This window comes from Janibacter sp. CoH_79_TC_3, from assembly GCF_058197955.1.
Map to the genome: position 1 here is coordinate 1 of NZ_JBXWIV010000020.1, position 25,175 is coordinate 25,175.

Genomic DNA, 25,175 nt, shown 5'->3' on the forward strand with positions numbered 1-25,175 from the left:
AAAGGACTGAGTCCTGTGCAATACAGAACTCAGTCCTTGGGGTAAACTAAACCGTCCAATATTTGGGGGTCAGTTCATTTCAACCCTTTTTTAACATGGTTTTTTGCGCTTGATCCATCTGGTTAATCATTTGATCTAAACCTTTGACATGCACGCTGCGCTGCGGGAATGGAATATCGATATTTTTATCATCGAGCGCGTTTTTGAATTGTTCTAATAAATCGCATTGCATTGCCCACCAATCACCGTTGGTGGTCCAGACATTTAAGGTCAAGTCGACTGAGTTGTCACCCAAGTTGGTCACACGTATCACAGGGGCAGGATCAGTAAACGCCATCGGATTGTTTTTTGCCAAATTTAGCATAATATCTTTGGCAGTTTTGATATCGGCATCATAACCAATACCGACCGTGATATCGACGCGGCGATTGGGCAACGCCGTATAATTAATGACCGCTGAGGTGGTGATATCGCTATTGGGAATGATGACGTCGTGATTGTTGATGGTCGTCAAATGGGTATTGACCAAGGTGATTTCGGTCACTGTACCGGTGTAACTGCTAACCTGTACATAGTCGCCGCGTACAAACGGGCGAAAAGTGACAATCATAATACCAGCGGCAAAATTCGATAGCTGGTCTTTAAGTGACAAGCCAATTGCCACGGCTGCACCGCCTAAAATAGCAACGACCGAAGTGGTCTGGACGCCAACTTTACTCAGTGCGGCCAAAATAACAACAACCAATAGTATGCCATATAATAAGCGGCTTAAAAAATTGGCCGCCGTTGCCTCTAAATGGCTACGTAACATAATGCGATTACTGATAACCACAACTTTCTTTGCCAACCAGCGCCCAACGATAAATATCAATAAGGCAAAAGCAAGTTTAAGCGCAATGCTGATAGCACTTTCTGTTAAGCTAGCAATATCAAGGGTAAAACCTAAAAATTCCATACTGACTCTTTATTTAAAAACTGTTTTTTATAAATACTTTTTGTCTTTTAGATGTTTATCATTATTTATCATCCAATAAGATATTCACTGAGTTTAAGCATACCTAATAAGTCACATCTACTTTATCACTGTAGCGATACGTACGTATCAGACGCAGCTCGACGATATCATTCATGTCTTCGGTAAATTTACCAAAGGGCGCCGCTTGTCTGACCGATTGTTTGGCAGCCTCATCTAATATTGTCGAGTTCGAACTCTCAAGAAGACGAATGGCTTTAATATTACCATCATTACCGATGACGACCATCAAACGCACCTCGCCCGTAATACCTTGAGCGCGCGCTTGGGTAGGATATTGCAGATTACCGACGCGCTCGACGTGCTCACGAAAGGTATTGATATAATCCGCTGCTGCACCGCGCGTTGTCGAATTACTATCGACAGTCACGACTTTTGATTTGGTCGCATACAGCTGTTGCCGCTGAGACAGCTGCGCCTCTAAAGTAGCAATTTGCTTACGCAGACGCTCTTCTTGCGCCTTCATATCATCTTGCTCTTGCTTGCTATCGTTGTCAGACTCGACGCTTGCTTCACGCCAGCTTAGCGTCGTACGCAGATAGCTTTCTTGATAACGCTGCTGACGTACTTGGCGCTGCAAGTTAATCACGTCTTGCGTCTCGCTCATTTGTTCAGCTGACAACGGACTGCTCTGGTCAGTCTCTTGGCGCAATTGCTCCTGCACAGTGCCGCCGCCTTCTTGTGAGGCATTGGCAATAAATTGTGCATCTTCATTCGGCTGCATATTATCGGTCAGTGCTTTAGCAACGTCTTGGATCATACCAGCGGGATCTTGCCCCATCGAGAAGCTAATCCCAAAAATAATCAGCGCATGAACGCTGACGGCAATCACCACAGCCATCGGCAAGCTGATATCACGCTTGGGCGCTTGCGCTGAAAAATGGTAGCTTTGCGAGTCTTTAATAGAGGCCACAGTTAATCTCAGCTAATGAATATAAGGGTTATTGGCAAGAAGCATGATAATATAAGAGTCTGTCGACCAATGCCGGCGCTATCATAACATGACATAGAATTGTGTCGCTAGCACAACCGTATACTGCGGCTATCAACTTGTCTGCTTATCTATATCTACTAAACCTGCTCAATCAGACAAAACCTAGACGTTCATTCAGCATACGTCCATTTTGATATATACTGTTTTATAAGTCAGAAATTAGAAAATATGAATTTTTGCCTGCACCATATAAAATATAAACGCAGATGCAATTATTACCCTAACGCTTACATGACGACCCCATCATTATAAGGATAATAAGTTTGAGTAACTTTGATAATATGGACAATATGAATGATTCAGACAGTTTTGAGGAATTCTTTGAGGATATTGGTTACCGTTTTGACGAGTCATTTAGCGATGGCTGGGAACGTCTTACCCAAGCGATTAAAAACATTTATAACAAAACCACCGATAAGCTTGAGGATGAAATATCCTTGCCAGTTGCTCAAACCTACGTCAACGATGCACTGCAAAAGTTTGTCACGGACAACGTGAAAGCTATTTTAGAGCTGCGTGTTGAAATACATGACGACTGGTTTCGCTTGTATTGTACCGTCGATGCTGGCGGTATCTATGCGGAGGTGGCGAGTAACTTTAGCTTGGTTCATGTACAGCTTGATCGCAACGTTCAGCGCCTTGTATTTGGTCAGCAGACTTATACCGATGTCCTTAACCTACGCTGCGAATCCTTTATTAAACGTCAAGGTATCAAGCTCTTCATCTGGTTTTATCATCGCGTACTCAAAAAAGATCCTTTGGGTTTCATTTTATCTTATATCAATATTGCCCGCGCCAAAGAGGAAATCATCTACCTTGATATCAATCGCTGGCTAAAAAATAATAAGAAAATCATCAGCACCTTACACAAAGTACAGGTCAATTACGGCGAGCTTGAAGAAGAGCAACTGGTGCTTAAAACCCAAATCAATTATCGCGACCTATTAGCCAGTAGCGCCAATGAAGATATCATTAGTGATAAAGATGAGCCGCAGCTAATGCAAGGTCCTATCAACCCGATTGATGATGCCACTGAGCCAAGTTTAGAACCCTCTTCATAAGCAGACCGAAAGCTGCCTAAATGCAATTTAAACGCTTACCATAAAAAAGCGCTAATCCTTAAAGACGATTATCTTTAAGGCTCAGCGCTTTTTTAATTAAGGCTGTCTACATTAATTTGAAGCAGTCATACAACTACCAGTAATTTTCTACCGCGATATTGCCTTCGCCGCGGCGATTCATCACCAGTCCTAAGCTCTTTAACATCTCTTTAGTATCTTCTACCATCTCTGGGTTGCCGCATAGCATGACGTGAGTGCTATCAACATCTAAGGCAATACCGGCGCGCTCTTGTAGCGTTGCATCTAATAAGAGTTTTGGCAGACGTTCTGTTAAAGCGCCTTCAACCGGTTCACGAGTAACGATAGGAATAAAGATTAATTTGGCTGGATTATCAACCAAGGAACCAAAGTCTTCTTGTAAGCTTTCAATCTTATCAATATAAGCAAGCTCTTCTGTCGAGCGCGCGCTATAGGCCAAGACGATATGCTCGTAATCTTCCCATGTTTTTAAGTCTTGCAGCATTGATAAGAAAGGTGCTAAACCCGTACCAGTAGCCAGCAACCACAAATCTTTGGGCAGCGGCTTTTGATAACGTGCCAAGGTTAAAAAGCCAAAGGGCATGGTATTAAGCAGCAGCTCATCACCGACTTCTAAGTGTTGTAGCTGCGAGGTAAATGCGCCATCTGGAATGACAATAGAGAAAAACTCTAATATCTCATCAAAGGGTGACGATACAATCGAATAAGCGCGGAAAATATCTTCATTCAGCGCCTCATTTAGTGCTTCGTTCAGCTCTTCATCATCATCATCATCATCTTCATCATAGTCAGCTACTGCACTCAGCTGCTTATAGTAGTTTAATTGACTGGGATTAACGCCTAAACGCACAAATTGCCCAGCGGTAAATTTAAAACTATCCGGACGACTGACGGTAAAGCTAAATAGATTGGGCGTCCAAGTGGTTTTACTGAGCACCGTTACTTTCTGAATATTGTCACTCATAATAATGACTCACCCTCTTCTTTTATTAATAATTATCGATACTCTATTGTAGATGGTAGTTTTTATGAACTTTTAAAGGCTACAAACGAAAAGATGCGCCAAGCTTATCATAAAGCTGGCGCATCTTGGTTTTCTAACCGTTACAATCGATAAGTAGCCGCAGCAAGGTACCGCTATTTATCATACTTTTCTGTGCTTACCAGATACGAGCCAAGCTTGCCCACTCAATCATAGTATTCGGCAACACACCGAAGAATACAATAATTGCGGTGACGGCGATGACCATGATACCACCGGTACGTAGACCCCACTGCCCAGAGACGTCAAATTCAATAAATTGTTTTGGACGTTTAAAGAGCGTGAGCATGACGCGCAAGTAATAGAACAAACCAATGGCACTACCCAAGATAATCATCGCAGCCAAGAACCAGTTGGTCCCTTGTACGGCGGCAAGAATCGCAAATAGCTTGGTGATAAAGCCTGCGGTCAATGGAATACCCGCCAATGACAACATCATAATCGTCATGACAGCAGTCAATACTGGACGGCGCCAGAATAGCCCTTGGTAATGAATGAGCTCATCGGCTTCACCAGCCAAGCGATAAGGGCTCGACATCAAGGTTACGACACCAAAGGCACCAATAGAGGTAAAGGCATAAATCGCCATATACATGCTTGAGATACTATCAGCGGCAGAACCAATGCTAACGATTACAATAAGCACATAACCCATATGAGCAATTGACGAATAACCCAGTAGACGTTTAAGGCTAGTCTGACGGACCGCTAGTAAGTTACCCACCAAGATAGATAAAGTCGCCATAACCATAAGCAGCATCTGTACCGATGGCAGCGCCAATAACGACGTATCAATTAAGAAACGAACCGCTAGCGCCATCATCGCCACTTTTGTGACCGATGCTAAATAAGTAGCAACAGGTGCTGGTGCGCCCTCATAAACATCTGGCGTCCAAATGTGAAACGGTGCCGCAGACAGTTTAAAGGCAATACCAAACATCATCATTGCCGCGCCAAGGATTAACAGCGGCGATTCAAAGATATCAACCAACATCATACTGATAGGCTTGAAAGCGAGCGAGCCTACTTCCGCATAAATAAATGCCATACCCATCAGCAGCGTTGCCGATGCCGTCGCTGATAGCACCAAGTACTTCAGCCCCGACTCAAGCGAGCGGTTGCGCATATAGGTATAAGACAGCATGCCGTATAGCGGTATCGATAGCATCTCAAGACTCATAAAGAATGAAGCCAAATGCTGAGCACTAACCATCAGCAATGCGCCAACAGTCGATAGTAGCATCAGCAAATACAGCTCTTCTTTATGATCATTTAAATCGGCTAAATAAGCATAAGACAGTGTAAAGCAGGCCAATGCACAGATAAGGATAATCACCATATTGAACTGGGCAAAGTTATCGATAACAAATAACTGCTCAGCCGTTGGCACAAGCGAGCCGCTATCGATGATGCCTGCCATTTGCGCGATAAGCGCAAACAGACCAACGTTCAAACCGACGACCGAGATGGTACCGATCACCATATGTGAGCGTTTAATCGTGATGGCAATCATCACCACCAAAACCGTAACAACTACTGCAATGATTGGTGCATAAGGCATTAGCCCCATCAAATCATTCATCGTAAATTCATTCATGACTTAACGTGCCTCCATTGCATCAAGCAGCTGCGAGGCATCTACTTGTGTCACTTGACTATATATATAGGCGTTATTAATCCACTGCATCGCGTGACTTGAGGTATCAAGGAACGGCTGTGGATACAGGCCGAGCCAGACCAAGCCTGCCGCTAGCATAAGTAATAATGACAGCTCGCGCCTGCCTAAATCTTTTAGCGGGCGCTCAGGTAAACCGTGTAATTTGGTTTCTTGTAACGCCACTTCTTTAATGTTATTAGTACCGAACAGCGCTTTATGAATTAAGATAAGCGAGTATAAACCTGCCAATACCAAGCTGAATGTCGCTAAGACCACAAACACCGGGTAATCGGCAAACGCGCCAAATAAAATCATAAACTCGCCGATGAAGTTACCTGTTCCCGGAATACCTAATAAAGCGGCACAGAAGAACATCAGTATCGGAGCATAATAACGAAACTGACCCCACATACCGCCCATCAAGGTCAAATCGCGCGTATGCAGGCGCTCATATAGCTGCCCTGCCATGATAAACAGTGCCGCCGAGCTTAAACCGTGCGCCAGCATCTGAATCATCAAGCCTTGCAAGCTGAGTAAGGTACCAGCGTAGATTGCCAAGACCACAAAACCCATGTGCGAGATACTGGTATAAGCCAGCAAGCGCTTCATATCGGTTTGCATAAAGGCGAGCCAAGCGCCATAGAAGATACCGATAGTACCCAAGGTCATAGCAATCGGCGCAAAGTCTTGTGACGCTGCTGGAAATAACGGTAAGACAAAACGAATCAAACCGTAAGCGGCAGTCTTAATCAAAACCCCTGCCAAATCCACCGAACCTGCGGTTGGTGCTTGCGCATGCGCGTCAGGCAACCAGCCATGGAATGGAATAATTGGCAACTTCACGGCAAAGCCAATAAAGAAGCACAGCATAATCGGATATTCCCAGCCACCAAGTGAGGTGCCGAGTAAGTCATTATAATTAAAGCTGACCATGCCTTTTTGAGCGTAGCTGATAATAACCAATATCAAAATACCGACCAGCATGATAAGACCCGATGCTTGGGTATAGATAAAGAACTTAGTTGCCGCATATTCTTTAGTTTTTCCAACGACGTCATGACCCCAAATGGCAATCAAGAAGTAGATCGGAACTAGCATCATCTCCCAAAAGAAGAAGAATAAGAACATATCAATGGCTAAGAAAACGCCAATGACGCCGCCTAAGCTCCAAAGCAAGTTTAGATGGAAGAAACCAACACGGCGTTGAATCTCATTCCACGAACAGGCAACAGCGGCAATACCAAGCAGACCTGTCAAGCCAACCATCATCAGCGACAAGCCATCTAGCGCCAAATGAAAGCTGATACCAAAGCTTGGTATCCATGGCACCATAAACTCGGCGACCCATGGCACATTTGCATCTGGCGCAATCACTTGCTGACTCATACCGCTATAATCGCCGTAATGCCACAGTACTAGTGACAAGGCAAAGGTCAACGTCATACCGATCAAAGCAATCCAGCGCGGTAGACGTTTATTAAAGCGTTCGACCAACCAACATAGCAACCCTGCAATAAAAGGAATTGCGATTAATGCTGGTAGCATCCACGTTTGTTGTAACTCAATCATCTTATACCACCGTCATCATTACCAGCACCAACAGCACAGCCACACCCAAGCCAAAGCTTGTAGCGTAACCTCGAAGTGACCCTGTTTGCGTCGCAGACAATACCTTGTTACCAGCAGATGCTAGCTTAGGTAATAACAGCCACGTTTTATCGATAGGGTCGGCTTTAAATAAGCGGCCGATGAACAAAAAGGGTTTTACAAAAACTATATCGTATAGCGCATCAAAGCCCATACCGTGATAGCACCAATGATATAACGCTGCACCAATAGTCGTGCGCTTAAAGCGGGTCAACATACGACCTTTATCGACGACATATAAGAATGCCGCGAGTAGCAAGCCTGCAAGCATGGCGCCCATGGCGATATATTCAGCAGTATGCTTACCATGCGCTTGACCAGCAACTTCTAGTAAATGCCCAACGCTCTCTGGCAATACGCCTTGCAATGGCGGCGTAATGAATGCACCTACTGCCGTTGATAATACTAGCAACACACTAAGCGGCAGCCAATATGACACACCAGATAATTTATGTGCGTGGGTCTTTTCTTCACCAAAGAAGATGATCCAAATCATACGGAAGGTGTAAAGCGCGGTTAAGAACGCACCGAATACGCCCATATAGAATAGGACTTGATGACCGGTCGCGTAGCTTTCCCAAAGAATCGCTTCTTTAGAATAAAAACCAACGGTGACCCAAGGTATCGCTGCAAGCGCACCGCCCCCGACGATATAGCACCAAAATACCAAGGGTATCTTTTTGCGTAAACCGCCCATCTTAAAGATGTTTTGCTCATGATGAACCGCAAGAATGACCGCACCTGATGATAAGAATAGCAAGGCTTTAAAGAAAGCATGGGTCATCAAGTGGAAGATAGCGCCTTGCCATGCGCCAACGCCGAGTGCTAAGAACATATAGCCGATTTGGCTCATGGTCGAATAAGCAAGGATACGTTTAATATCTGTTTGTACCAGCGCACAAAATCCAGCGACAACTAACGTCAATGCACCCACTGCCCCAACCCAGTACAACAATACGCCCGGTGTAAGGAGAAATAATGGATGTAGACGCGCAATCAGATAAACACCCGCAGTAACCATCGTCGCTGCGTGAATCAAAGCCGATACTGGCGTTGGACCTGCCATCGCATCAGCAAGCCAGGTATGTAGTGGTAGCTGCGCCGATTTACCCATCGCCCCACCGACCAACATCATGGTGGTCAAAATCATCGTTGGATTGTTAATATCAAAGATTTCCGGTGCACGGGTAATAATCTCTTGAATATTAAGCGTACCAAATTCGCGGAATAATAAAAACAAACCAAAGGCTAAAAACACATCACCAACGCGTGTGACCGTAAAGGCTTTAATTGCTGCCCGACCATTGGCGCGGTCTTGATAATAAAAACCAATCAGCAAGTAAGAACAGATACCCACGCCTTCCCAGCCAAGATAGAGCAAGAGCAAGTTATCCGCCAATACCAGTAATAACATGCTAGCGACAAATAAGTTCATATAGCTAAAGAAGCGCGCAAAGCCTGTTTCACCTTTCATATACCATGCGGCAAAAAGATGAATCAAAAAGCCAATACCGGTAATCACCCCAAGCATCGTCAATGCCAAGCCATCAAAGCTTAGGCCAAAACTTGGCGCGAAATCGCCGACTTGAAACCACGTCCATAGTGGAATCTCGATGACCGTACCGGCAGGATTACTGGTTAAAAAAGTATAGCTGACCATCAGCGTACAAAGTGCTGATAGCAGCATGCTACCGACACCGACAATCGCTGCTACCTGCTCGCTTAATTTGTCACGCATAAAGGCTAGAATCAAAAAGCCAACGAGCGGGAATATAAAGGTTAATGGTAATAAATTCATGACATCATCCTTTCATCTCATTGGCGCTGTCGACATCGAGATGCCCACGCTGATGATAAAACCGCAATAATATTGCCAAACCAATGGCCGCCTCTGCTGCTGCTAAAGTCAGAATAAAGATAAACATTATCTGTCCATCTGGATCGACCCAGCGGCTACCTGCGACCACAAATGCCAAAGCCGTCGCATTCATCATGATCTCAAGGCTCATCAGCATAAATAAGAAATTACGCCTTACCATGACACCGCACAGACCGATCGCAAATAAGATACCGGCCAAAATCAATCCATGGCTCATGGGTATCATACCCAGTACATTCTGCGCCTCAGCAACCGGCTGCACTAAGCCTGCTACCTCGTGGGCAAACGGCACATTTGCAACCTCTTGTGCCACGCTCGCTGCTAGTACCATCAGTCCGACTCCTTGCGCGTGACTCGTTGTATACCCACTTGCTTAGCTACTTTCATACCAACGTAGTCATGCGGGTCAACATCTTTATATTCGTATGGTTCAGCCCTGTTTACCGTATCAGTATCAGTATCTATGGGCATGCCATCATCATCGTAGTGTTTGATACTGGCGACATTAGAGTTACGCGCTAGGCTATCGTTGCCGATAATTTCGTCATCGATAGCTTCTTTACCTAAGTGATAAGCGGCAACCAAAGCGGCTAATAATAACAATGCCGCCACTTCTACCAACATAATATATTTGGTAAATAATACCGTACCGACTGCTTTGGCTGAAATCGTCGTACCGCCAATCATTGCCGCATCATTATGGTTAAGACCAATCATCGCATACAGCACAACCGCGATGATAATCGTTAGCCCCGTCGGTACCGCCCAAGTGCCAGCATCAAGCCAGCGCTCTTCGCGCTCATCATTACTCATGCCGAGATTCAGCATCATAATAACGAAAACAAATAGCACCATAATGGCACCAGCATAAACAACAATTTCAAGCGCACCAGCAAACGGCGCACCCAATACGAAGAAAATACCTGAGATCGCCAATAACGACACAATCATCGATAAAATAGCATGCACTGGATTAGCAAGGGTCACCACGCGCAAGCTGGCAAATATTGCCACCGCTGCCAGTGCGTAAAACCCTGCCAATTCAGGACTATTTAAGATATTCATCATGGTAGCAAGCTCCTTAGATCAATCGGTGCCGCTTCATTTTGTGCCGCACCTTTTGGTTTATCTGCTACCGCCATACCCGTCACGCGATAATAGTTATAATCGGGATATTTACCCGGTCCTGAAATCAGCAAATGCTCTTTTTCATAGACCAAGTCTTGACGGACGTATTCGCCCATCTCAAAGTCTGGTGTCATCTGAATCGCGGTCGTCGGACAGGCCTCTTCACACAAACCACAAAAGATACAGCGTGAAAAGTTGATGCGAAAAAACTCTGGATACCAGCGTCCATCTTCACGTTCTGCTTTTTGAAGTGAGATACAGCCGACTGGACAGGCCACCGCACAAAGGTTACAAGCGACGCAGCGCTCATCACCATCGGGGTCACGCGACAAGATGATGCGTCCACGAAAGCGCGGCGGTACTGGTACCGGCACTTCAGGATAAAGAATGGTATCGCGCGGTCTGATGGCGTGACTGTTAACCATCCACATACTGCGGACAATGGTAAACATACCAATGACCGTCTTTTTTATAGTAGTAAACATGGATTATTATCCTTATCAGCTTTACTCTAGTTCATCAGCGATGGCTAGTAACGATTACAACGTTGGGGAAAAAATCAAAATGACTGCAGCAGTAACCAACAGATTAATCAAGGTTACCGGCAGGCAGACTTTCCAGCCAAAGTTCATCACCTGATCATAGCGCGGACGCATGAGTGAGCCTCGAGCCAAAATAAACATGGTCATAAAGAATAGTGTCTTAATCATGAACCAAAAAGCTGGTGGAATAAACGGAATATCTAAATTAAACGGCGCAAGCCAACCACCGAAGAACAGACAGGTCATCAACGCAGAAATCAGTACCACGTTGACGTATTCGCCGATAAAGAACATACCAAACTTCATGCCAGAATATTCGACATGATAACCTTCGGCTAGCTCTTGCTCTGCTTCTGGCTGATCAAATGGATGTCTATGGGTAACGGCAACACCCGCAACCACAAAGGTTAAGAAGCCAAAGAACTGCGGAATGATATACCAGCCGTCAATTTGTGATTCAACGATTTCACGTAGGTTAAATGAACCCGTTAAAGCAACAACACCCATTAACGACAAACCTAAAAAGACTTCATAACTGATGGTTTGCGCCGCTGAACGTAAGCCGCCAAGTAAGGAGAACTTATTAGCAGACGCCCAACCACCGAACATCACTGCATAGACCGCAATGCCTGCCATGGCAAAGAAGAACAAAATACCGATATCCCAATCAGCGACCCCAAGGGTTGGGGAGATAGGAATAATGGCAAATGACGCCAACGCGGTAAACATCGCCACCGCAGGCGCCAAGGTAAACATAAACTTATCGGTAAAGTTTGGCGTCCAATCTTCTTTAAAGAAGATTTTGAGCATATCGGCAACCAGTTGCAATGAGCCAAATGGACCAACACGGTTCGGACCGTAACGGTCTTGCCAAAGCGCTAACATGCGGCGCTCATAGACAATCATCAACGCCGCCACTATAACCACCACCAAAAAGATGACCAGTGATTGCACGACCATAAAGAGTATCGACCAGGTATCAAAGGTCATCATACCAGCCAAAAAGCTTGGCACATCAGGGATAATGCGGGTAACTTGCATATTACAGCTCCTGTGTGGTGGTCGGCGCGCTACTTACTTGTGTCGCGCGGTTATTGGTATTGGCTGTTATAGCACTATCAGTCGCCATGCTGCCCATCATCGTCACCGGCGCATCAACTTTTCGTACTGATGCTGGCATTGACGGATGAATGATATCTACCTGCCCAACCGGATAACCGATACAACCTTCGGCTAAATAGCCAACAAGTTGTACTGGCAACGTGATTTGCTGCTTATCAATCTCAATCGCCAGATAATCTCCATCAGCGATATTCCAGTCTTTGGCATCATCAATACCCACGCGCCATGTGGCTAGCGGTAATTGCTCTGCAACCACTGGGCTACGCGATGCCATCATAGAGCTGGCATAAAGGTTATAAATAGGCACCAGTTTTGCTTGTCCTTGCTGCATATCCGTTGTCGTCACCGAGGTAACTTCTGGGGCAACATATTGACGCGTGGCTAGGCGCTCTAATTGATCAAACAGACGCACACCTGGATCACCATTTTTGAGGCTACCACCAACTTTATCTTGGTATTTATTCCATGCTTGCGGTGAGTTCCAACCGGCTGCACTGGCAAAAGGAATCATCGAGCTTGGTGTTTGCTTACCGCTATAGCCTTCCATTGAGAAGGTTAAACCAGTATCCAAATCTTTTGGCTGCATCGGCTCATGCACAGATACTGGCGCGCGCATAGAAGTACGACCTGAGTAGCGACGCGGCTGACGGGCAATTTTTAGACCGGTCATCCGGTAATCGGCATCAGGAGCAGCGCCTTTAATACCAGCAAGCTTAGGATGGGTGGCAACCAAGGCATTGATGACATCATCAAGCTGTGTCCAATCGACATCACGACCTTCTAAGCTGCTATGGACGGCATGTAACCAGCGCCAGCCTTCTTTGATACTGCTCAGCGGATGATAATATTCGTTGTCATAAACTTGGAAGAAGCGCTGCGCACGACCTTCAGCAGAGATAAGCGTACCGTCTGCTTCCGCAAAGCTAGCGGCTGGCAATACAATATCGACATCTTTATGCCAATCAAGCAGCTGATGGTCAAGGGCGATGACGGTTTTGTCAGTCAATAGCTGGGTTAATTTATGCGCATCAATGGCATCAGTCAACTGGTTTTCAGCGACTATCACCACATCAAAGTCAGTCGCTAATAACTCTTCGACTGATTGACCACCAAGCATACAGACGCCAATACTATTGGCATCAGGAACCGCCAAATAAATACCGGCTTGCGCATGGTATTGTTTATTGACTTCTTTTAATTCAAGCTTGGTTGCAGGCTTACGCTCGACATCGTCTTGCGCTTCTGCATCTACACCTGTTTCAGGTTTGTTGGGTTTAGCAGACAAGTCTTTGTCTTCGCTCTGCTGAGCGGTTGCTGCTTGTGCTTCGGCGGCTGCAACCTGCTCATCACGAACCATAGCGTTGTGCGCCTCAACCTGCTGCTGCTCAGTAGCTTTAATCGCTGCCCGCTTTTTGCTCAATGCTTGAGCAATCTGTGCCGCTGCTTCTATTAAAGCAGTCGATGATAAGCTGCTACCAGAAACAACCAACGGCTTATCAGCTTGGATCAAGTCATAAGCAATTTGCTGTGCCAACGCTTGCATACCATCGGTATTAGCATCATCGACATCTTGTTGTGCGGTTTGTGGATCTGCTATTTCTGCTAAGTCATCGGCAAAATTAGCAATCTCATCAGCGACTTTGAAACCAAGCTTGGTGATATCTTCAGGTGTCGCAACGACGCTGACTTTACTGATATCTTCGAGCTTAGTTTGAATAACATCGATGACATATACTGGGCTTTGCACACCTTGACCAATACGTTTGACTGGCTCTGCCAACCAAGACTGGGTTTTGGTTGCTGCCGCCATCTTAATAGCTTCATTTTTTGCCGCTTGACGAATCGATAGCGCCACACGTGATGAGGTTTGAGTAATATCCTCACCTAGCACCAATACCGCATCATGGCTTTCAATATCAGCCATACCCGGGTTATAAATACCCTCGGTGCTTAACACTTCAATACATTTATTAACCAGTGCTTGCTGCTGATGGTTAAGACCGGTTGAAAAGTTATCAAAACCGACCATGTTTTTTAACGCAAAGTTGGTCTCGAGACTCGCACGTGGTGAGCCAATACCGATGACTTTTTTATCTTTGATACGTTTGATTGTTTCATCAAGGGCATAATCGATATTGATTTTGACATGCTTGTCATTGATACGTTCAAGCGCCTGCGTTGGACGGTCTTCACGATTGACATAACCGTAACCAAAGCGACCACGGTCGCATAGGAAATAACGGTTTACTTCACCGTTATAGCGGTTTTCGATACGGCGCAATTCACCATAACGCTCGCCCGGAGAGATGTTACAGCCCGCTGAGCAACCATGACAGATGCTTGGCGCATACTGCATATCCCATTTACGGTTATAGCGCTCAGAGTGGGTTTTATCAGTGAACACACCGGTTGGGCATACTTCGGTTAAGTTACCTGAGAACTCGCTTTCGAACTGACCGTCTTTATCACGACCAAAATAAACGCGCTCGTTTGAGCCATAAACGCCCAAATCTTCGCCACCCGCATAGTCTTTATAAAAACGGACGCAGCGATAACAAGCGATACAGCGGTTCATCTCATGAGCAATAAATGGACCAAGCTCTTGGTTGTGATGGGTGCGCTTAGTAAAACGATAGCGACGACGGCTATGACCTGACATATAGGTCATGTCTTGCAAATGACAATGTCCACCTTCTTCACAAGTTGGACAGTCATGCGGATGGTTGACCATCAATAGCTCAACCATCGACTTACGAAATGCTTTGGCTTCATCGTCGGTCACTGAAATGTACATATCATCGCCTGGTGCGACCATACATGACATCACGAGACGACCACGACCCGCTTCCATATCTTCTTTAGACTGATATTGCTTAACCGCGCACTGACGGCAAGAGCCGACTGAACCTAAGGCGGGGTGATAACAAAAATACGGCACATCAATGCCGAGTGATAAACATGCTTGGAGCAAGTTATCTGCGCTATCTACTTCGACAGTGGTTCCATCAATATGTATGACTGCCATGCCGCTCTCCTTATTTCACTTCTGGCTGTTGATTGGCTGCAGCCTCAATGACATCTTCACCAACCGCCTGCGCAATTTTTTGATCAAACTCAGGACGGAAATATTTAATAGCACTCATCAATGGTTCCATCGCACCTGGGGCATGCGCGCAGAAAGTTTTACCGATCCATAAATCACGAGTCAACTCTTCTAGTTTCTCAACGTCACCGATTTGACCTTGACCGTCGTTAATGGCAGTCAATATTTTCACGCCCCACGGTAGACCATCACGGCATGGCGTACACCAACCGCATGATTCACGTTGGAAGAAAATCTCAAGGTTACGCAGTAATGGCACCATATCTTGCTCTTCATCGACCACCATTAATAAACCCGTACCCATACGACTACCGGCTTTTTGAATGGTGTCAAAATCGACGACGGTATCTAAATGGTCAGCGGTTAAAAAGTCTGTTGATGCGCCGCCCGGTAGCCATGCTTTAAGCTTTTTGCCTTCCTGCATACCACCAGCGAAATCTTCGATAATTTCACGCGCCGTATAACCAAATGGGAGCTCCCACAGACCGGGATCATTAACTAGACCTGAACAACCAAATAGCTTGGTACCCGGAGTTTCGACCACGCCTTTGGCTTTTGGTAAATCTTGATACCATTTACTACCATGCAAAATAATCGCTGAAACGTTATGTAAGGTTTCAACGTTATTGACTACCGTCGGACGTCCCCATGCACCTGCAACTTGTGGGAATGGTGGCTTAGTACGTGGATTGGCACGGCGACCTTCTAGGCAGTTAATCAAAGCGGTTTCTTCACCGCAAATATAACGACCTGCGCCGGTATGGACGTGTAAATCAAAACTAAAATCTGACCCTAAGATATTGTCGCCGACTAAGTTATTGGCACGCAATTCTTCAAGCGCTGTATTTAAACGCTCTGCTGCTAAAATATATTCACCGCGAATAAAGATATAACCAGCGGTTGCACCAATCGCATAGGCAGAGATAAGCATACCTTCGATAAGCTGTAGCGGTAAACGCTCCATCAGCAAACGGTCTTTAAAGGTACCCGGCTCCATCTCATCGGCATTACAGACGAGATAACGTGGACCACCATCGGGTGGTGCCATTAGCGACCATTTGATACCTGCTGGGAAACCTGCACCGCCACGACCTTTTACCACAGCTTCTTTAATGGTATTCAAAGTATCGTCTGGCGATTGGTTTAAGGCCATTTTTAGCGCTTCAAAACCACGTAGCGATTCATAAGTGGCCAAATCCAATACCGCATCGTGATGTGCGAGGCGCCATGTAAGCGGTTTGGTTTCGCTGGTAGCGGTAGCCTTATCGCCATAAACAGGAATGCGCTGGTCATTTAATTGGCTAGGCGCTTTGCCTTGACCGCGACGAGCAATCTGCTCTGAAATCGTTAAACTCATGCGTATAGCTCCAACAATTGGGCGACTTCTTCAGGCTGCACAGGACCATAAGTATCTTGATTGATTAAGAGAGAAGGACCTTTATCACAGTTACCCAAACAGCAAATCGGCAATAGCGTAAAGCGGTTATCAGCGGTAGTCTGACCATAGTCGATGCCCAGCTGCGCTTTTAATTCAGCGGCTAGCGCTTCGTAACCGGTTAGATAACAAGCCACTGAATCACAAATAAGGATGACATTGCGACCAACTGGCTGACGATAAATACGGTTAAAGAAGGTTGCCACCCCATCCATATCTGTCATTGGCACATTTAGAATATTGGCGATAGCATTGACTTGTGCATCATTGACCCAGCCGTTACGCTTTTGCACGATTTTTAGCGCATCTAAAGATGCTGCTCGTGGATGGGGATAATGATGCATAAACTCGTGGATAGCTGCAATTTCTTCAGCGGTTAAAATACTTGCCACATCTACTTTTGGCATTTTATCGGAAACAATTTTCATAATCTTTTTCTTTCCTCACTCAGCCCACTGTTAAGGTTGCGCTTATGGCGCAATGACAGCGTTTTGGTGTGCCAGTTTGGCGATAACATATTAATGAACGTGTCTTACTTTTAATATTTAACATCTAGCATTTATAAACGATGATGACGATAAACGCATCACCGTCAACGTCTAGCGGTCACAATCAGCCATCACAATATCAATCGATGCCAAATACATAATGGCATCGGAGACTAGCGAACCATTAATAACTGATGGCATCTGCTGCAGGTGCGCAAACGTCGGCGTACGAATACGGGTACGATAGCTCATCGTCGCTTTATCTGAGGTGATGTAATAACTGTTTAGACCTTTGGTCGCTTCCACAATCGTGGTGCACTCACCCGCTGGCATCACAGGACCCCAAGAGACGGAGATAAAGTGGTTAATCAAGGTCTCGATATCGTTTAGAGTGCGATCTTTTGGCGGTGGTACTGCCAATGGGTGATCTGCCTTATAAGGGCCTTGTGGCATATTATCCATACATTGACGGATGATACGTAGCGACTGGCGCATCTCTTCTACTTTTACCATACAACGATCATAAGCATCGCCGTTATAGCCGACTGGGACTTCAAAATCATAGTTCTCGTAGCCCATATACGGACGCGCTTTTCGCAAATCAAAATCCAAGCCTGTCGCACGTAAGCCTGCGCCAGTAACGCCCCACGCCAATGCTTGCTTGGTATTATATTGCGCAACGCCTTGGGTACGACCTTTAAGCACACTGTTTTGCAGTGCTGCTTTGACATACTCATCCAAGCGTTTTGGCATCCAGTCTAAGAACTCGCGAACCAAACGCTGCCAGCCGCGCGGTAAATCGTGCGCTGTGCCGCCGATGCGGAACCACGCTGGGTGCATACGGTAACCAGTCACAGCTTCGATGACGTCATAGGCTTTTTGGCGATCGGTAAACATATAGAATACCGGCGTCATACCGCCCGCATCCTGAATAAAGGTACCGACAAACAGCAAGTTATTGGTAATACGGAAAAACTCACTCATCATCACACGAATGGTTTCAGCGCGCGGCGGAATTGTAATACCCGCAAGCTTTTCAACCGACATGATGTACGGTAGCTCATTCATGACGCCGCCGAGATAGTCAATACGGTCGGTATAAGGAATAAATGAATGCCAGGTCTGACGCTCAGCCATCTTTTCGGCGCCGCGATGGTGATAGCCAATATCAGGAATACAATCGACGACTTCTTCGCCATCAAGCTGCAGTACCAAACGGAAAGCACCGTGAGCTGATGGATGGTTAGGACCAATGTTCAAGAACATAAAGTCTTCATCACGACCCGAGCGTTTCATGCCCCACTCTTCAGGGACAAAGCGCAGGTTTTCTTGCTCGTATTGTTGTTTGGCGGTATTCAAGAAATACGGGGTAAATTCAGTCGCCCGCGCATGATATTCTTTGCGCAGTGGATGACCTTCCCAATATTTTGGCAATAAGATACGGGTCAAATGTGGATGACCGCTAAAGACAATACCGAACATATCCCACACTTCACGCTCATACCAGTTGGCATTTGGCCAAATCTTGGTGGCGCTCGGTACATTGAGATCGTCTTCGCTTAGCGCGACTTTGATACGCACATCGCTATTACGCTCAAGCGACATCAAATGATAAAACACCGTAAAATCGCTGTCAGGCAAACCTTGGCGATGTTGACGCAAACGCTCATCTATCGCTGATAAGTCAAACAGCATGACATAAGGTTTTGGCAATTTACGCAGGTATAATAGAATGTCTAATAAGTCGGCACGCGCCACCCACACCGTTGGAATCTCATCCACTGTGTGCTGTACGACAAACTTACCGGCATATTTTTCTTCCAGCTCTTTGATAACTGCTGGAACAGGCTTGATCTTAGGATCGATGTTTTCAACTACCGTGACCATGAATGATGTCTTCCTTCATTAATCATAACCGAGCTATGTTAAACATAACCAAACTACGATGAATATATGCGTACTGAGCACTTTTACGGATTATGAATGATTGAGCCAAACTATAACGTTAACTATTAAATAACTTATAGCTAGATACTATCTGGGCTACGCAAGTTTTTCACAGCGATACGATCTGCTTGCTTACGGTCACGCTCAGGCGTCATTTGTGGCTGATAGATACCTTGCTCATTGACATGAATACCCAGCGGACGACGCTCTTTGGTAATAGACTCTTGTAGCAGCATCAAACCCTGAATCAAGGCTTCTGGACGCGGCGGACAACCGGGTACATAGACATCGACAGGGATAATTTTATCCACGCCTTGTACCACTGAATAGATGTCATACATGCCACCCGAGTTGGCACAAGCACCCATTGAGATGACCCATTTTGGCTCAAGCATTTGCTCATATAAACGCTGAATAACCGGTGCCATTTTCACAAAACAGGTACCAGCGACAATCATCACGTCCGCCTGACGCGGCGAGGCGCGAATAACTTCGGCACCAAAGCGTGATAAATCGTGGACCGCGGTTAAGGTAGTGGCATATTCGACATAACAGCAAGAAGTACCAAAGTTAAATGGCCATAGTGAGTGCTTGCGCCCCCAGTTTGCTGTTGAATGGACAAGGTCTTCAAGACGACCCATAAAGACGTTTTTATTGACTTCGTCTTCGAGCGGATCATTGACCGTTTGACTAGTCTGTGCAGGATAGATATCTGCATCAGGGTTGGCTTTTGTTAATGTGTATTTCATAACATACAACCTTTATTTTAAGCGACTTGTAGCAATCAGATTGATATTATTATCGCCATAACTTCTATTATTAATAAGTAACCATTCTGGTGTACAACTGCAGCAAGATAGCCAAAAGCAACTAGCTTTAAACGCCTTTAGCATTTTCTTGTTGCGCAGAAGTGGCAAAATCCACGGAGGTAACATTGCCTGTAGTATTAATATTATGATCGATATTCTGCAAATGACGGCGATTGGTTTCAATATTATTCGAGACATTAATCTGACCAGATGACTGCGCCGGTATTTTACCCGTCGGGTCGACCATCAGCTCATCAACGCCATCAAACTTGGTGATATCTGCCAAATTGAAACCTGCTGGAGCGGCATATAAACGTGCTTGTTTACGGCGCTTATCTGCTGGTGCCCAGTTCAATGCACCTAAACTCAAGGCATAAACCAGACCAATCAACAAGTCGACGATAAAAGTCGCGGCTGTCGCAAAGCCAAGCCAGCCCGTCTCACGCACTGACACTGCATATGCATACAAATACAGGGCTTCTAAGTCGAAGATGACAAAGAAGATGGCCACCAAATAGAATTTGGCAGACAAACGAATGCGGGCGTTGCCAGCTCCGACAACACCCGCTTCAAATATCTCTTCTTTTTGTGAGCCATGAGAGCGACCGCCCAGTAAGCGCGGAACGACCAGCATAAAAACAACTAGCCCAATGGCGGCTAAAATAAAAGCAATTGCTGACCAATTAAAAGCAGACATGATAATACGTGCTCCTCACCCAATCGAGTGTCAAGCGCACCGCGAATACTCACAAATAATGGTGGTAATGGCGACAGGCATAACGCAGACGAAAACACAAAGTAACTGTCATTGAGTCACTTTATTTGAGTAAATTTGTTTAAATAACTCAGTGATTATGATCAATCAATGACTATTATAGCTACTGTGCTGGTAATAACCAATTATCAAGCTTATTGACGACGATGTCAGACATGACCAACTGTAGATGTTCCGCTCTGTACACGGATAAAAAGGCTGGTCGCCTAACGCATCTTTTAACAACGTAAGATCAACGTATTAAATCAATATCGTATTCAATCGCTTACTTAATTGATTTAATAGCTCATTACACGTGGTCAACAATGACGTGACAACTGGCATAAATTATTTACGTACTATACGCATATCGGTAATCAAAAGCTAGTTTTTAACTGCATTGAACGGTCATTTTCTCTGCAAAAAAAATATGTTTTTTTTACCACAAACTATGATATAGACGTTACCTTATATTAAGCCCAAATCCATATTTCTAAAAAGTCACTGCTATATATAGTGTAAGTCGCGCAATCCAAACGCTTTTTTACTGCGCACTCATCTACTAACTCCTCACCCAAAGATAGGGTTTTTGCTTTATAATGACCCACCGAATTTCATGGTTATATCAGCGGCTGTTTTAATGACAGCGGTTATGATTAATTGTCACAAAATATTAACTGCGATGCGCTTAATGAGCGGATGGTTTAAATACCCTTATCGATGCCATGTTTTGATATCGAGATGACACAATAAGCCATAACGCTATGTTGTCATGTTGCTCTATCCATTTGCTTAATACGCGCAGTATTTATTTGATTTAGCCGCTCTTAATCAGCGCTAGCCTATTTTTGCTTTCTTTTTTTGCTTTTGTCTTACAGGTCACCTTATGAGTCAACTTAATCCCAAACAACAAGAAGCGATGCTCTACGTATCTGGTCCATTGCTTGTGCTAGCAGGTGCCGGCTCCGGTAAGACATCGGTGATTACACGTAAGATTGCGTATCTGATCGAAGAATGTAATATGCCAGCCGAGCGTATCACGGCGGTGACGTTTACCAATAAAGCGGCACGTGAGATGAAAGCTCGTGTCAGTAAATTGCTGCCGAGTGAAAAAACCCGCGGGCTGACGGTGTCTACCTTTCACCAATTTGGGCTACAGTTTTTGCGTTATGAGCTGCTTCATACCCCACTCAAAGGCAACTTTTCCATCATGGACAGCGACGATAGCAAGCGTTTGCTGATGGAGCTAATGATGCGTGACAACTTAAGTGGCGCGGAAAGCCGCGAGTTGGTTGGTAAAGCGATAAAAATGATTTCTGACTGGAAAAACGACCTGATTGAGCCGGACAAGGCGATGGAAACCTTAGACGATCCGGAAGATATGATTTTTGCCACCCTCTATGCATTATATGAGCGCAATTTGCGGGCTTATAACGCTGTTGATTTCGATGATTTGATTGTCCTGCCAACCAAAATATTACGTGAAAACAGAGAGCTGCGCGATAAATGGCAAAACCGTATTCGCTACTTATTAGTCGATGAGTATCAAGATACAAATACCGCTCAGTATGAGATGATTAAATATCTGGTCGGACCACAAGGGCGCTTTACTGTCGTTGGTGATGACGATCAGTCTATCTATGCGTGGCGCGGCGCAAAACCTGAAAACATGGCGCTGCTCAAAGAAGATTTTCCAAAGCTTAAAATCGTCATGCTTGAGCAAAATTACCGTTCAACCACGCGTATCTTGACCTCTGCCAACGCCGTTATTACCAATAACGAACATTTATTTGAAAAGAAACTCTGGTCAGATAAAGGTCAAGGCGAGAAAATTCGTATTATTAATTGCCGTAATGACGATGATGAATCAGAGCGCGTTGCAAAAGAGATTGTCACGCATAAACTGCGTTTTGGTAATGAGTGGGAACAGTATGCCGTTCTTTATCGTAGTAACTTTCAGGCGCGGATGCTAGAGGCACAATTACGCCAGCTGCAAGTGCCTTATAAGTTATCGGGTGGTCAATCGTTCTTTGCCCGTAGTGAGATCAAAGACATCATGGGCTATCTGCGTCTGATTCTTAACCCTGAAGATGACAGTGCATTTTTACGCATTATCAATACGCCGAAGCGTGGAATGGGACCGGCAACGCTCGAAAAGCTTGGCTTATTTTCACAAGAGCATAGCATCTCGTTATTGGCGTCTTGTACCCATGCCGGGCTTGCTCACGTCTTGCCGTCTAAAGCGTATGGCACCTTAAAAGAGTTTGGCGACTTTATTGGCCACTATACCCGTGAGCTCGATCAGCATCCTGATCCTGTACCTATCGTGCGTCAAATGATTGATGAGACTGGTTATATTGATTTTGTTCGCGGTGACTCAAAAACGCCACAACAAGAAAAAAACCGCATCGATAATATCGATATGCTCTATACCAGTATTCAATCGCTGATTAATCGTGCCGAAGAAGATGAAGACCGCACCATTGATACCATCATTCGTAAGCTGGTGTTGCTTGATATGCTCGAACAACAGCAAGAAGAAGAAAACACCAATAAAGTGAACCTCATGACCTTACATGCGGCAAAAGGTTTGGAGTTTGATTTTGTTTATATCATGGGGCTTGAGGAAGAGATGCTACCGCACCGCAACTCTATCCTGAGCGAGACGGTCGAAGAAGAGCGGCGCTTGATGTACGTAGGTATTACCCGCGCCCGTCGTGAGCTAACCTTGACGCTCGCCACTCAGCGCCGCGCGGGCGGTCAAATGCGCGTGACGTCTGAATCCAGATTCTTAGATGAGTTGCCAGAAGAACATATCGACTGGCCAGCAAAAGCGAAAAAGAAAAAAGCCAGCAAAGATCCAGAAGCTGTCGCTGATGAATACTTGGCCAATATTCGCGCGTTATTAGGGAATCGCTAAGCCTAGCACTTAGAAAAGCCGCTCATGCTTATGCTTATGCTTACCGCGCTTAAAATAAGCGCTAAGCTTAACTTTTTATTTACACTTTTGAAAAACTTGGAACCTTTATGCCCACCTCGACGCCGAATCCTGAACGACCATTGACACGACAAGGCGACTATAATCCGGCAGAGTCGAGCGGCGAATATAAGCTTCTGTATTTGCAAGGTTTGGTTGCTGACAAGGCGTACGAGGCGATTACTGAGTTTTTAGAAAAGCAATCAGAATATGAGATTGCCAGCTTATTAGAATCTTTCCCTAGCCAAAACCGTTTATTGATATGGGCACAGGTGCCAGAAGATATCAAAGGTGAAGTGCTTGCGGAGTTAGAGTTTGATACACGCCAGCCGCTGTTAGAAAACGTCTCTTCAAAAGAGATATCACTTTTTACACAAGACCTTGATGCGCAAGATATCTCCGAGATTCTAGATACCGTTACCGAAAGTGTGCGTACTTCGGTGATGGCGACTTTGGATGAAGATATTCGCATTCAGGTTAATAAGCTTGATACCTATGCCGACTGGGAAGTTGGCAGCTATATGGATCCTGACCTCATTCAGATCAGGGACGATATCACCCTTGCAGAAGTACAAAACTGGCTGCGAGAAAATGCGGACTTGCTCGATGACGAGAGCCAAGAGCTGTTGGTCGTCGACCAAAGCCAGCAACTGCTTGGCTTATTAAGTCTGGCTGATTTAATTAAGCATGAACAAAGCACCTTAGTCGCTGATTTAATCGATAGCGCCATCACTGTCAATGATCGCTTAGATATTCAAGATGCGGCAGCGATTTTCCGTTCAGAAGACATTCGCTTTGCGCCTGTGATTAACAGTCATGGCGAGCTGGTCGGTCAATTAAATGGCGAAGATATCATGGAGATTATCCAAGACGATGTCGATAGCACCATGAAAAACCTTGCTGGTGTCAGCCAAGATGAAGAGCTGTTTGCCCCTATTTTGACCAGTGCCAAGAGTCGGAGTATTTGGCTCGGTATTAATTTATGCACCGCGCTACTGGCCGCGGCGGTGATTGGGCAGTTCGAAGCAGTATTAGCAAAAGTGGTGGCGCTAGCGATACTGATGCCAGTGGTTGCTAGTATGGGCGGTATTGCAGGCTCGCAAACGCTGACGGTGGTCATTCGCGGTATGGCAATGGGTCAAATCGGTGGTTCAAATCGCTTGTGGCTACTCAATAAAGAGCTGTGGGTTGGGGCGATAAACGGTATCATATGGGCGATAATCATGGCGTTTATTGCCCAATTGTGGTTTCATGATATTAAAATCAGCGCTGTCATTGGGCTGGCTATCGCGATTAACATGACCGCCGCCAACGTTTCAGGCATCAGTATTCCGCTGATGCTCAAACGTATGAATATCGACCCTGCGCTATCCGCCTCGGTTATCTTGACCACCGTAACGGATATTGTTGGCTTTATGTCGTTCTTGGGCTTGGCAAGCGTGCTGATTCTTTAGTCAATCGCCTATGAAAAGTTAAAAACCAAAAGTTAGAAATCAGCAGCTATTTATAAAAATAGTT

The 25,175-nt window shown here is 45.3% G+C and carries 19 protein-coding genes; 3 read left to right on the plus strand and 16 right to left on the minus strand.

Annotated features, from left to right (window positions below; all coding sequences use genetic code 11):
• Positions 1-79: 79 nt before the first annotated feature.
• Positions 80-955: a mechanosensitive ion channel family protein gene (locus AC2FA3_RS12820; RefSeq protein WP_201546575.1), complete on the minus strand. Its 876-nt coding sequence runs from the start codon at positions 953-955 to the stop codon at positions 80-82.
• A gap of 103 nt (positions 956-1,058) precedes the next feature.
• Entirely contained in the window at positions 1,059-1,946 is an 888-nt protein-coding gene (locus AC2FA3_RS12825; protein ID WP_201546576.1) for an energy transducer TonB, read from the minus strand.
• Between the two features lie 344 nt (positions 1,947-2,290).
• Here AC2FA3_RS12825 and AC2FA3_RS12830 point away from each other — a divergent pair, with 344 nt between their 5' ends.
• Positions 2,291-3,088 carry a hypothetical protein gene (locus AC2FA3_RS12830; protein ID WP_490509903.1) on the plus strand — a complete coding sequence of 266 codons (798 nt, stop codon included), beginning with the start codon at positions 2,291-2,293 and terminating at the stop codon, positions 3,086-3,088.
• Between the two features lie 133 nt (positions 3,089-3,221).
• Here AC2FA3_RS12830 and AC2FA3_RS12835 read toward each other — a convergent pair whose 3' ends face one another.
• The 14 genes from AC2FA3_RS12835 to ndhC form a co-directional block, all read right to left on the minus strand.
• Positions 3,222-4,091 carry a ferredoxin--NADP reductase gene (locus AC2FA3_RS12835; protein WP_490509904.1) on the minus strand — a complete coding sequence of 290 codons (870 nt, stop codon included), beginning with the start codon at positions 4,089-4,091 and terminating at the stop codon, positions 3,222-3,224.
• A 196-nt stretch (positions 4,092-4,287) separates the two neighbouring features.
• Positions 4,288-5,766 (minus strand): NADH-quinone oxidoreductase subunit N, encoded by a 1,479-nt coding sequence (locus AC2FA3_RS12840; RefSeq protein ID WP_490509905.1) that lies wholly within the window; start codon positions 5,764-5,766, stop codon positions 4,288-4,290.
• A gap of 3 nt (positions 5,767-5,769) precedes the next feature.
• Positions 5,770-7,395, minus strand: coding sequence for an NADH-quinone oxidoreductase subunit M (nuoM, locus tag AC2FA3_RS12845; RefSeq protein WP_201546579.1), 1,626 nt, complete (start codon positions 7,393-7,395; stop codon positions 5,770-5,772).
• Between the two features lies 1 nt (position 7,396).
• Positions 7,397-9,271, minus strand: coding sequence for an NADH-quinone oxidoreductase subunit L (gene nuoL / locus AC2FA3_RS12850; protein ID WP_490509907.1), 1,875 nt, complete (start codon positions 9,269-9,271; stop codon positions 7,397-7,399).
• A gap of 4 nt (positions 9,272-9,275) precedes the next feature.
• Positions 9,276-9,683 (minus strand): NADH-quinone oxidoreductase subunit NuoK, encoded by a 408-nt coding sequence (gene nuoK, locus AC2FA3_RS12855; protein ID WP_490509908.1) that lies wholly within the window; start codon positions 9,681-9,683, stop codon positions 9,276-9,278.
• On the minus strand, positions 9,683-10,420 hold the full coding sequence (gene nuoJ / locus AC2FA3_RS12860; RefSeq protein ID WP_490509909.1) for an NADH-quinone oxidoreductase subunit J: 738 nt from the start codon (positions 10,418-10,420) through the stop codon (positions 9,683-9,685). The genes nuoK and nuoJ overlap by 1 nt, the downstream gene beginning before the upstream one ends.
• Positions 10,417-10,965 (minus strand): NADH-quinone oxidoreductase subunit NuoI, encoded by a 549-nt coding sequence (gene nuoI, locus AC2FA3_RS12865; RefSeq protein ID WP_079691073.1) that lies wholly within the window; start codon positions 10,963-10,965, stop codon positions 10,417-10,419. Before nuoI ends, nuoJ begins: the two co-directional genes overlap by 4 nt.
• Positions 10,966-11,019: 54 nt before the next feature.
• The gene (nuoH, locus tag AC2FA3_RS12870; protein ID WP_490509910.1) at positions 11,020-12,063 is read right to left on the minus strand and encodes an NADH-quinone oxidoreductase subunit NuoH; all 1,044 of its coding nucleotides are present in this window, start codon (positions 12,061-12,063) and stop codon (positions 11,020-11,022) included.
• 1 nt (position 12,064) lies between these two features.
• Positions 12,065-15,169, minus strand: a complete 3,105-nt coding sequence (nuoG, locus tag AC2FA3_RS12875) for an NADH-quinone oxidoreductase subunit NuoG (protein ID WP_490509911.1) — start codon at positions 15,167-15,169, stop codon at positions 12,065-12,067.
• 10 nt (positions 15,170-15,179) lie between these two features.
• Complete coding sequence (nuoF, locus tag AC2FA3_RS12880; RefSeq protein ID WP_149489630.1) at positions 15,180-16,604, minus strand: NADH-quinone oxidoreductase subunit NuoF; 1,425 nt, start codon at positions 16,602-16,604, stop codon at positions 15,180-15,182.
• A complete protein-coding gene (gene nuoE, locus AC2FA3_RS12885) occupies positions 16,601-17,110 on the minus strand; it encodes an NADH-quinone oxidoreductase subunit NuoE (protein ID WP_490509912.1) in 510 nt (169 codons plus the stop codon). Before nuoE ends, nuoF begins: the two co-directional genes overlap by 4 nt.
• 171 nt (positions 17,111-17,281) lie before the next feature.
• A complete protein-coding gene (gene nuoC, locus AC2FA3_RS12890; protein WP_490509913.1) occupies positions 17,282-19,057 on the minus strand; it encodes an NADH-quinone oxidoreductase subunit C/D in 1,776 nt (591 codons plus the stop codon).
• Positions 19,058-19,197: 140 nt separating this feature from the next.
• A complete protein-coding gene (locus AC2FA3_RS12895; RefSeq protein ID WP_201546587.1) occupies positions 19,198-19,866 on the minus strand; it encodes a NuoB/complex I 20 kDa subunit family protein in 669 nt (222 codons plus the stop codon).
• Positions 19,867-19,993: 127 nt separating this feature from the next.
• Complete coding sequence (gene ndhC, locus AC2FA3_RS12900; protein WP_490509914.1) at positions 19,994-20,623, minus strand: NADH-quinone oxidoreductase subunit A; 630 nt, start codon at positions 20,621-20,623, stop codon at positions 19,994-19,996.
• A 943-nt stretch (positions 20,624-21,566) separates the two neighbouring features.
• Between ndhC and AC2FA3_RS12905 the strand changes: the two genes are divergently transcribed.
• Both AC2FA3_RS12905 and mgtE read left to right on the plus strand, forming a co-directional pair.
• Positions 21,567-23,600, plus strand: coding sequence for a UvrD-helicase domain-containing protein (locus tag AC2FA3_RS12905; RefSeq protein WP_490509915.1), 2,034 nt, complete (start codon positions 21,567-21,569; stop codon positions 23,598-23,600).
• Between the two features lie 107 nt (positions 23,601-23,707).
• Positions 23,708-25,111: a magnesium transporter gene (gene mgtE, locus AC2FA3_RS12910; protein ID WP_490509916.1), complete on the plus strand. Its 1,404-nt coding sequence runs from the start codon at positions 23,708-23,710 to the stop codon at positions 25,109-25,111.
• Positions 25,112-25,175 lie beyond the last annotated feature (64 nt).

Bases quoted from the DNA above. Each gene is read 5' to 3' on its own strand.
- AC2FA3_RS12820 (WP_201546575.1), bottom strand. From the start codon at position 955: ATGGAATTTTTAGGTTTTACCCTTGATATTGCTAGCTTAACAGAAAGT.
- AC2FA3_RS12835 (WP_490509904.1), bottom strand. From the start codon at position 4,091: ATGAGTGACAATATTCAGAAAGTAACGGTGCTCAGTAAAACCACTTGG.
- AC2FA3_RS12840 (WP_490509905.1), bottom strand. From the start codon at position 5,766: ATGAATGAATTTACGATGAATGATTTGATGGGGCTAATGCCTTATGCA.
- nuoM (WP_201546579.1), bottom strand. From the start codon at position 7,395: ATGATTGAGTTACAACAAACGTGGATGCTACCAGCATTAATCGCAATT.
- nuoL (WP_490509907.1), bottom strand. From the start codon at position 9,271: ATGAATTTATTACCATTAACCTTTATATTCCCGCTCGTTGGCTTTTTG.
- nuoK (WP_490509908.1), bottom strand. From the start codon at position 9,683: ATGGTACTAGCAGCGAGCGTGGCACAAGAGGTTGCAAATGTGCCGTTT.
- nuoJ (WP_490509909.1), bottom strand. From the start codon at position 10,420: ATGATGAATATCTTAAATAGTCCTGAATTGGCAGGGTTTTACGCACTG.
- nuoI (WP_079691073.1), bottom strand. From the start codon at position 10,965: ATGTTTACTACTATAAAAAAGACGGTCATTGGTATGTTTACCATTGTC.
- nuoH (WP_490509910.1), bottom strand. From the start codon at position 12,063: ATGCAAGTTACCCGCATTATCCCTGATGTGCCAAGCTTTTTGGCTGGT.
- nuoG (WP_490509911.1), bottom strand. From the start codon at position 15,169: ATGGCAGTCATACATATTGATGGAACCACTGTCGAAGTAGATAGCGCA.
- nuoF (WP_149489630.1), bottom strand. From the start codon at position 16,604: ATGAGTTTAACGATTTCAGAGCAGATTGCTCGTCGCGGTCAAGGCAAA.
- nuoE (WP_490509912.1), bottom strand. From the start codon at position 17,110: ATGAAAATTGTTTCCGATAAAATGCCAAAAGTAGATGTGGCAAGTATT.
- nuoC (WP_490509913.1), bottom strand. From the start codon at position 19,057: ATGGTCACGGTAGTTGAAAACATCGATCCTAAGATCAAGCCTGTTCCA.
- AC2FA3_RS12895 (WP_201546587.1), bottom strand. From the start codon at position 19,866: ATGAAATACACATTAACAAAAGCCAACCCTGATGCAGATATCTATCCT.
- ndhC (WP_490509914.1), bottom strand. From the start codon at position 20,623: ATGTCTGCTTTTAATTGGTCAGCAATTGCTTTTATTTTAGCCGCCATT.
- AC2FA3_RS12905 (WP_490509915.1), top strand. From the start codon at position 21,567: ATGAGTCAACTTAATCCCAAACAACAAGAAGCGATGCTCTACGTATCT.
- mgtE (WP_490509916.1), top strand. From the start codon at position 23,708: ATGCCCACCTCGACGCCGAATCCTGAACGACCATTGACACGACAAGGC.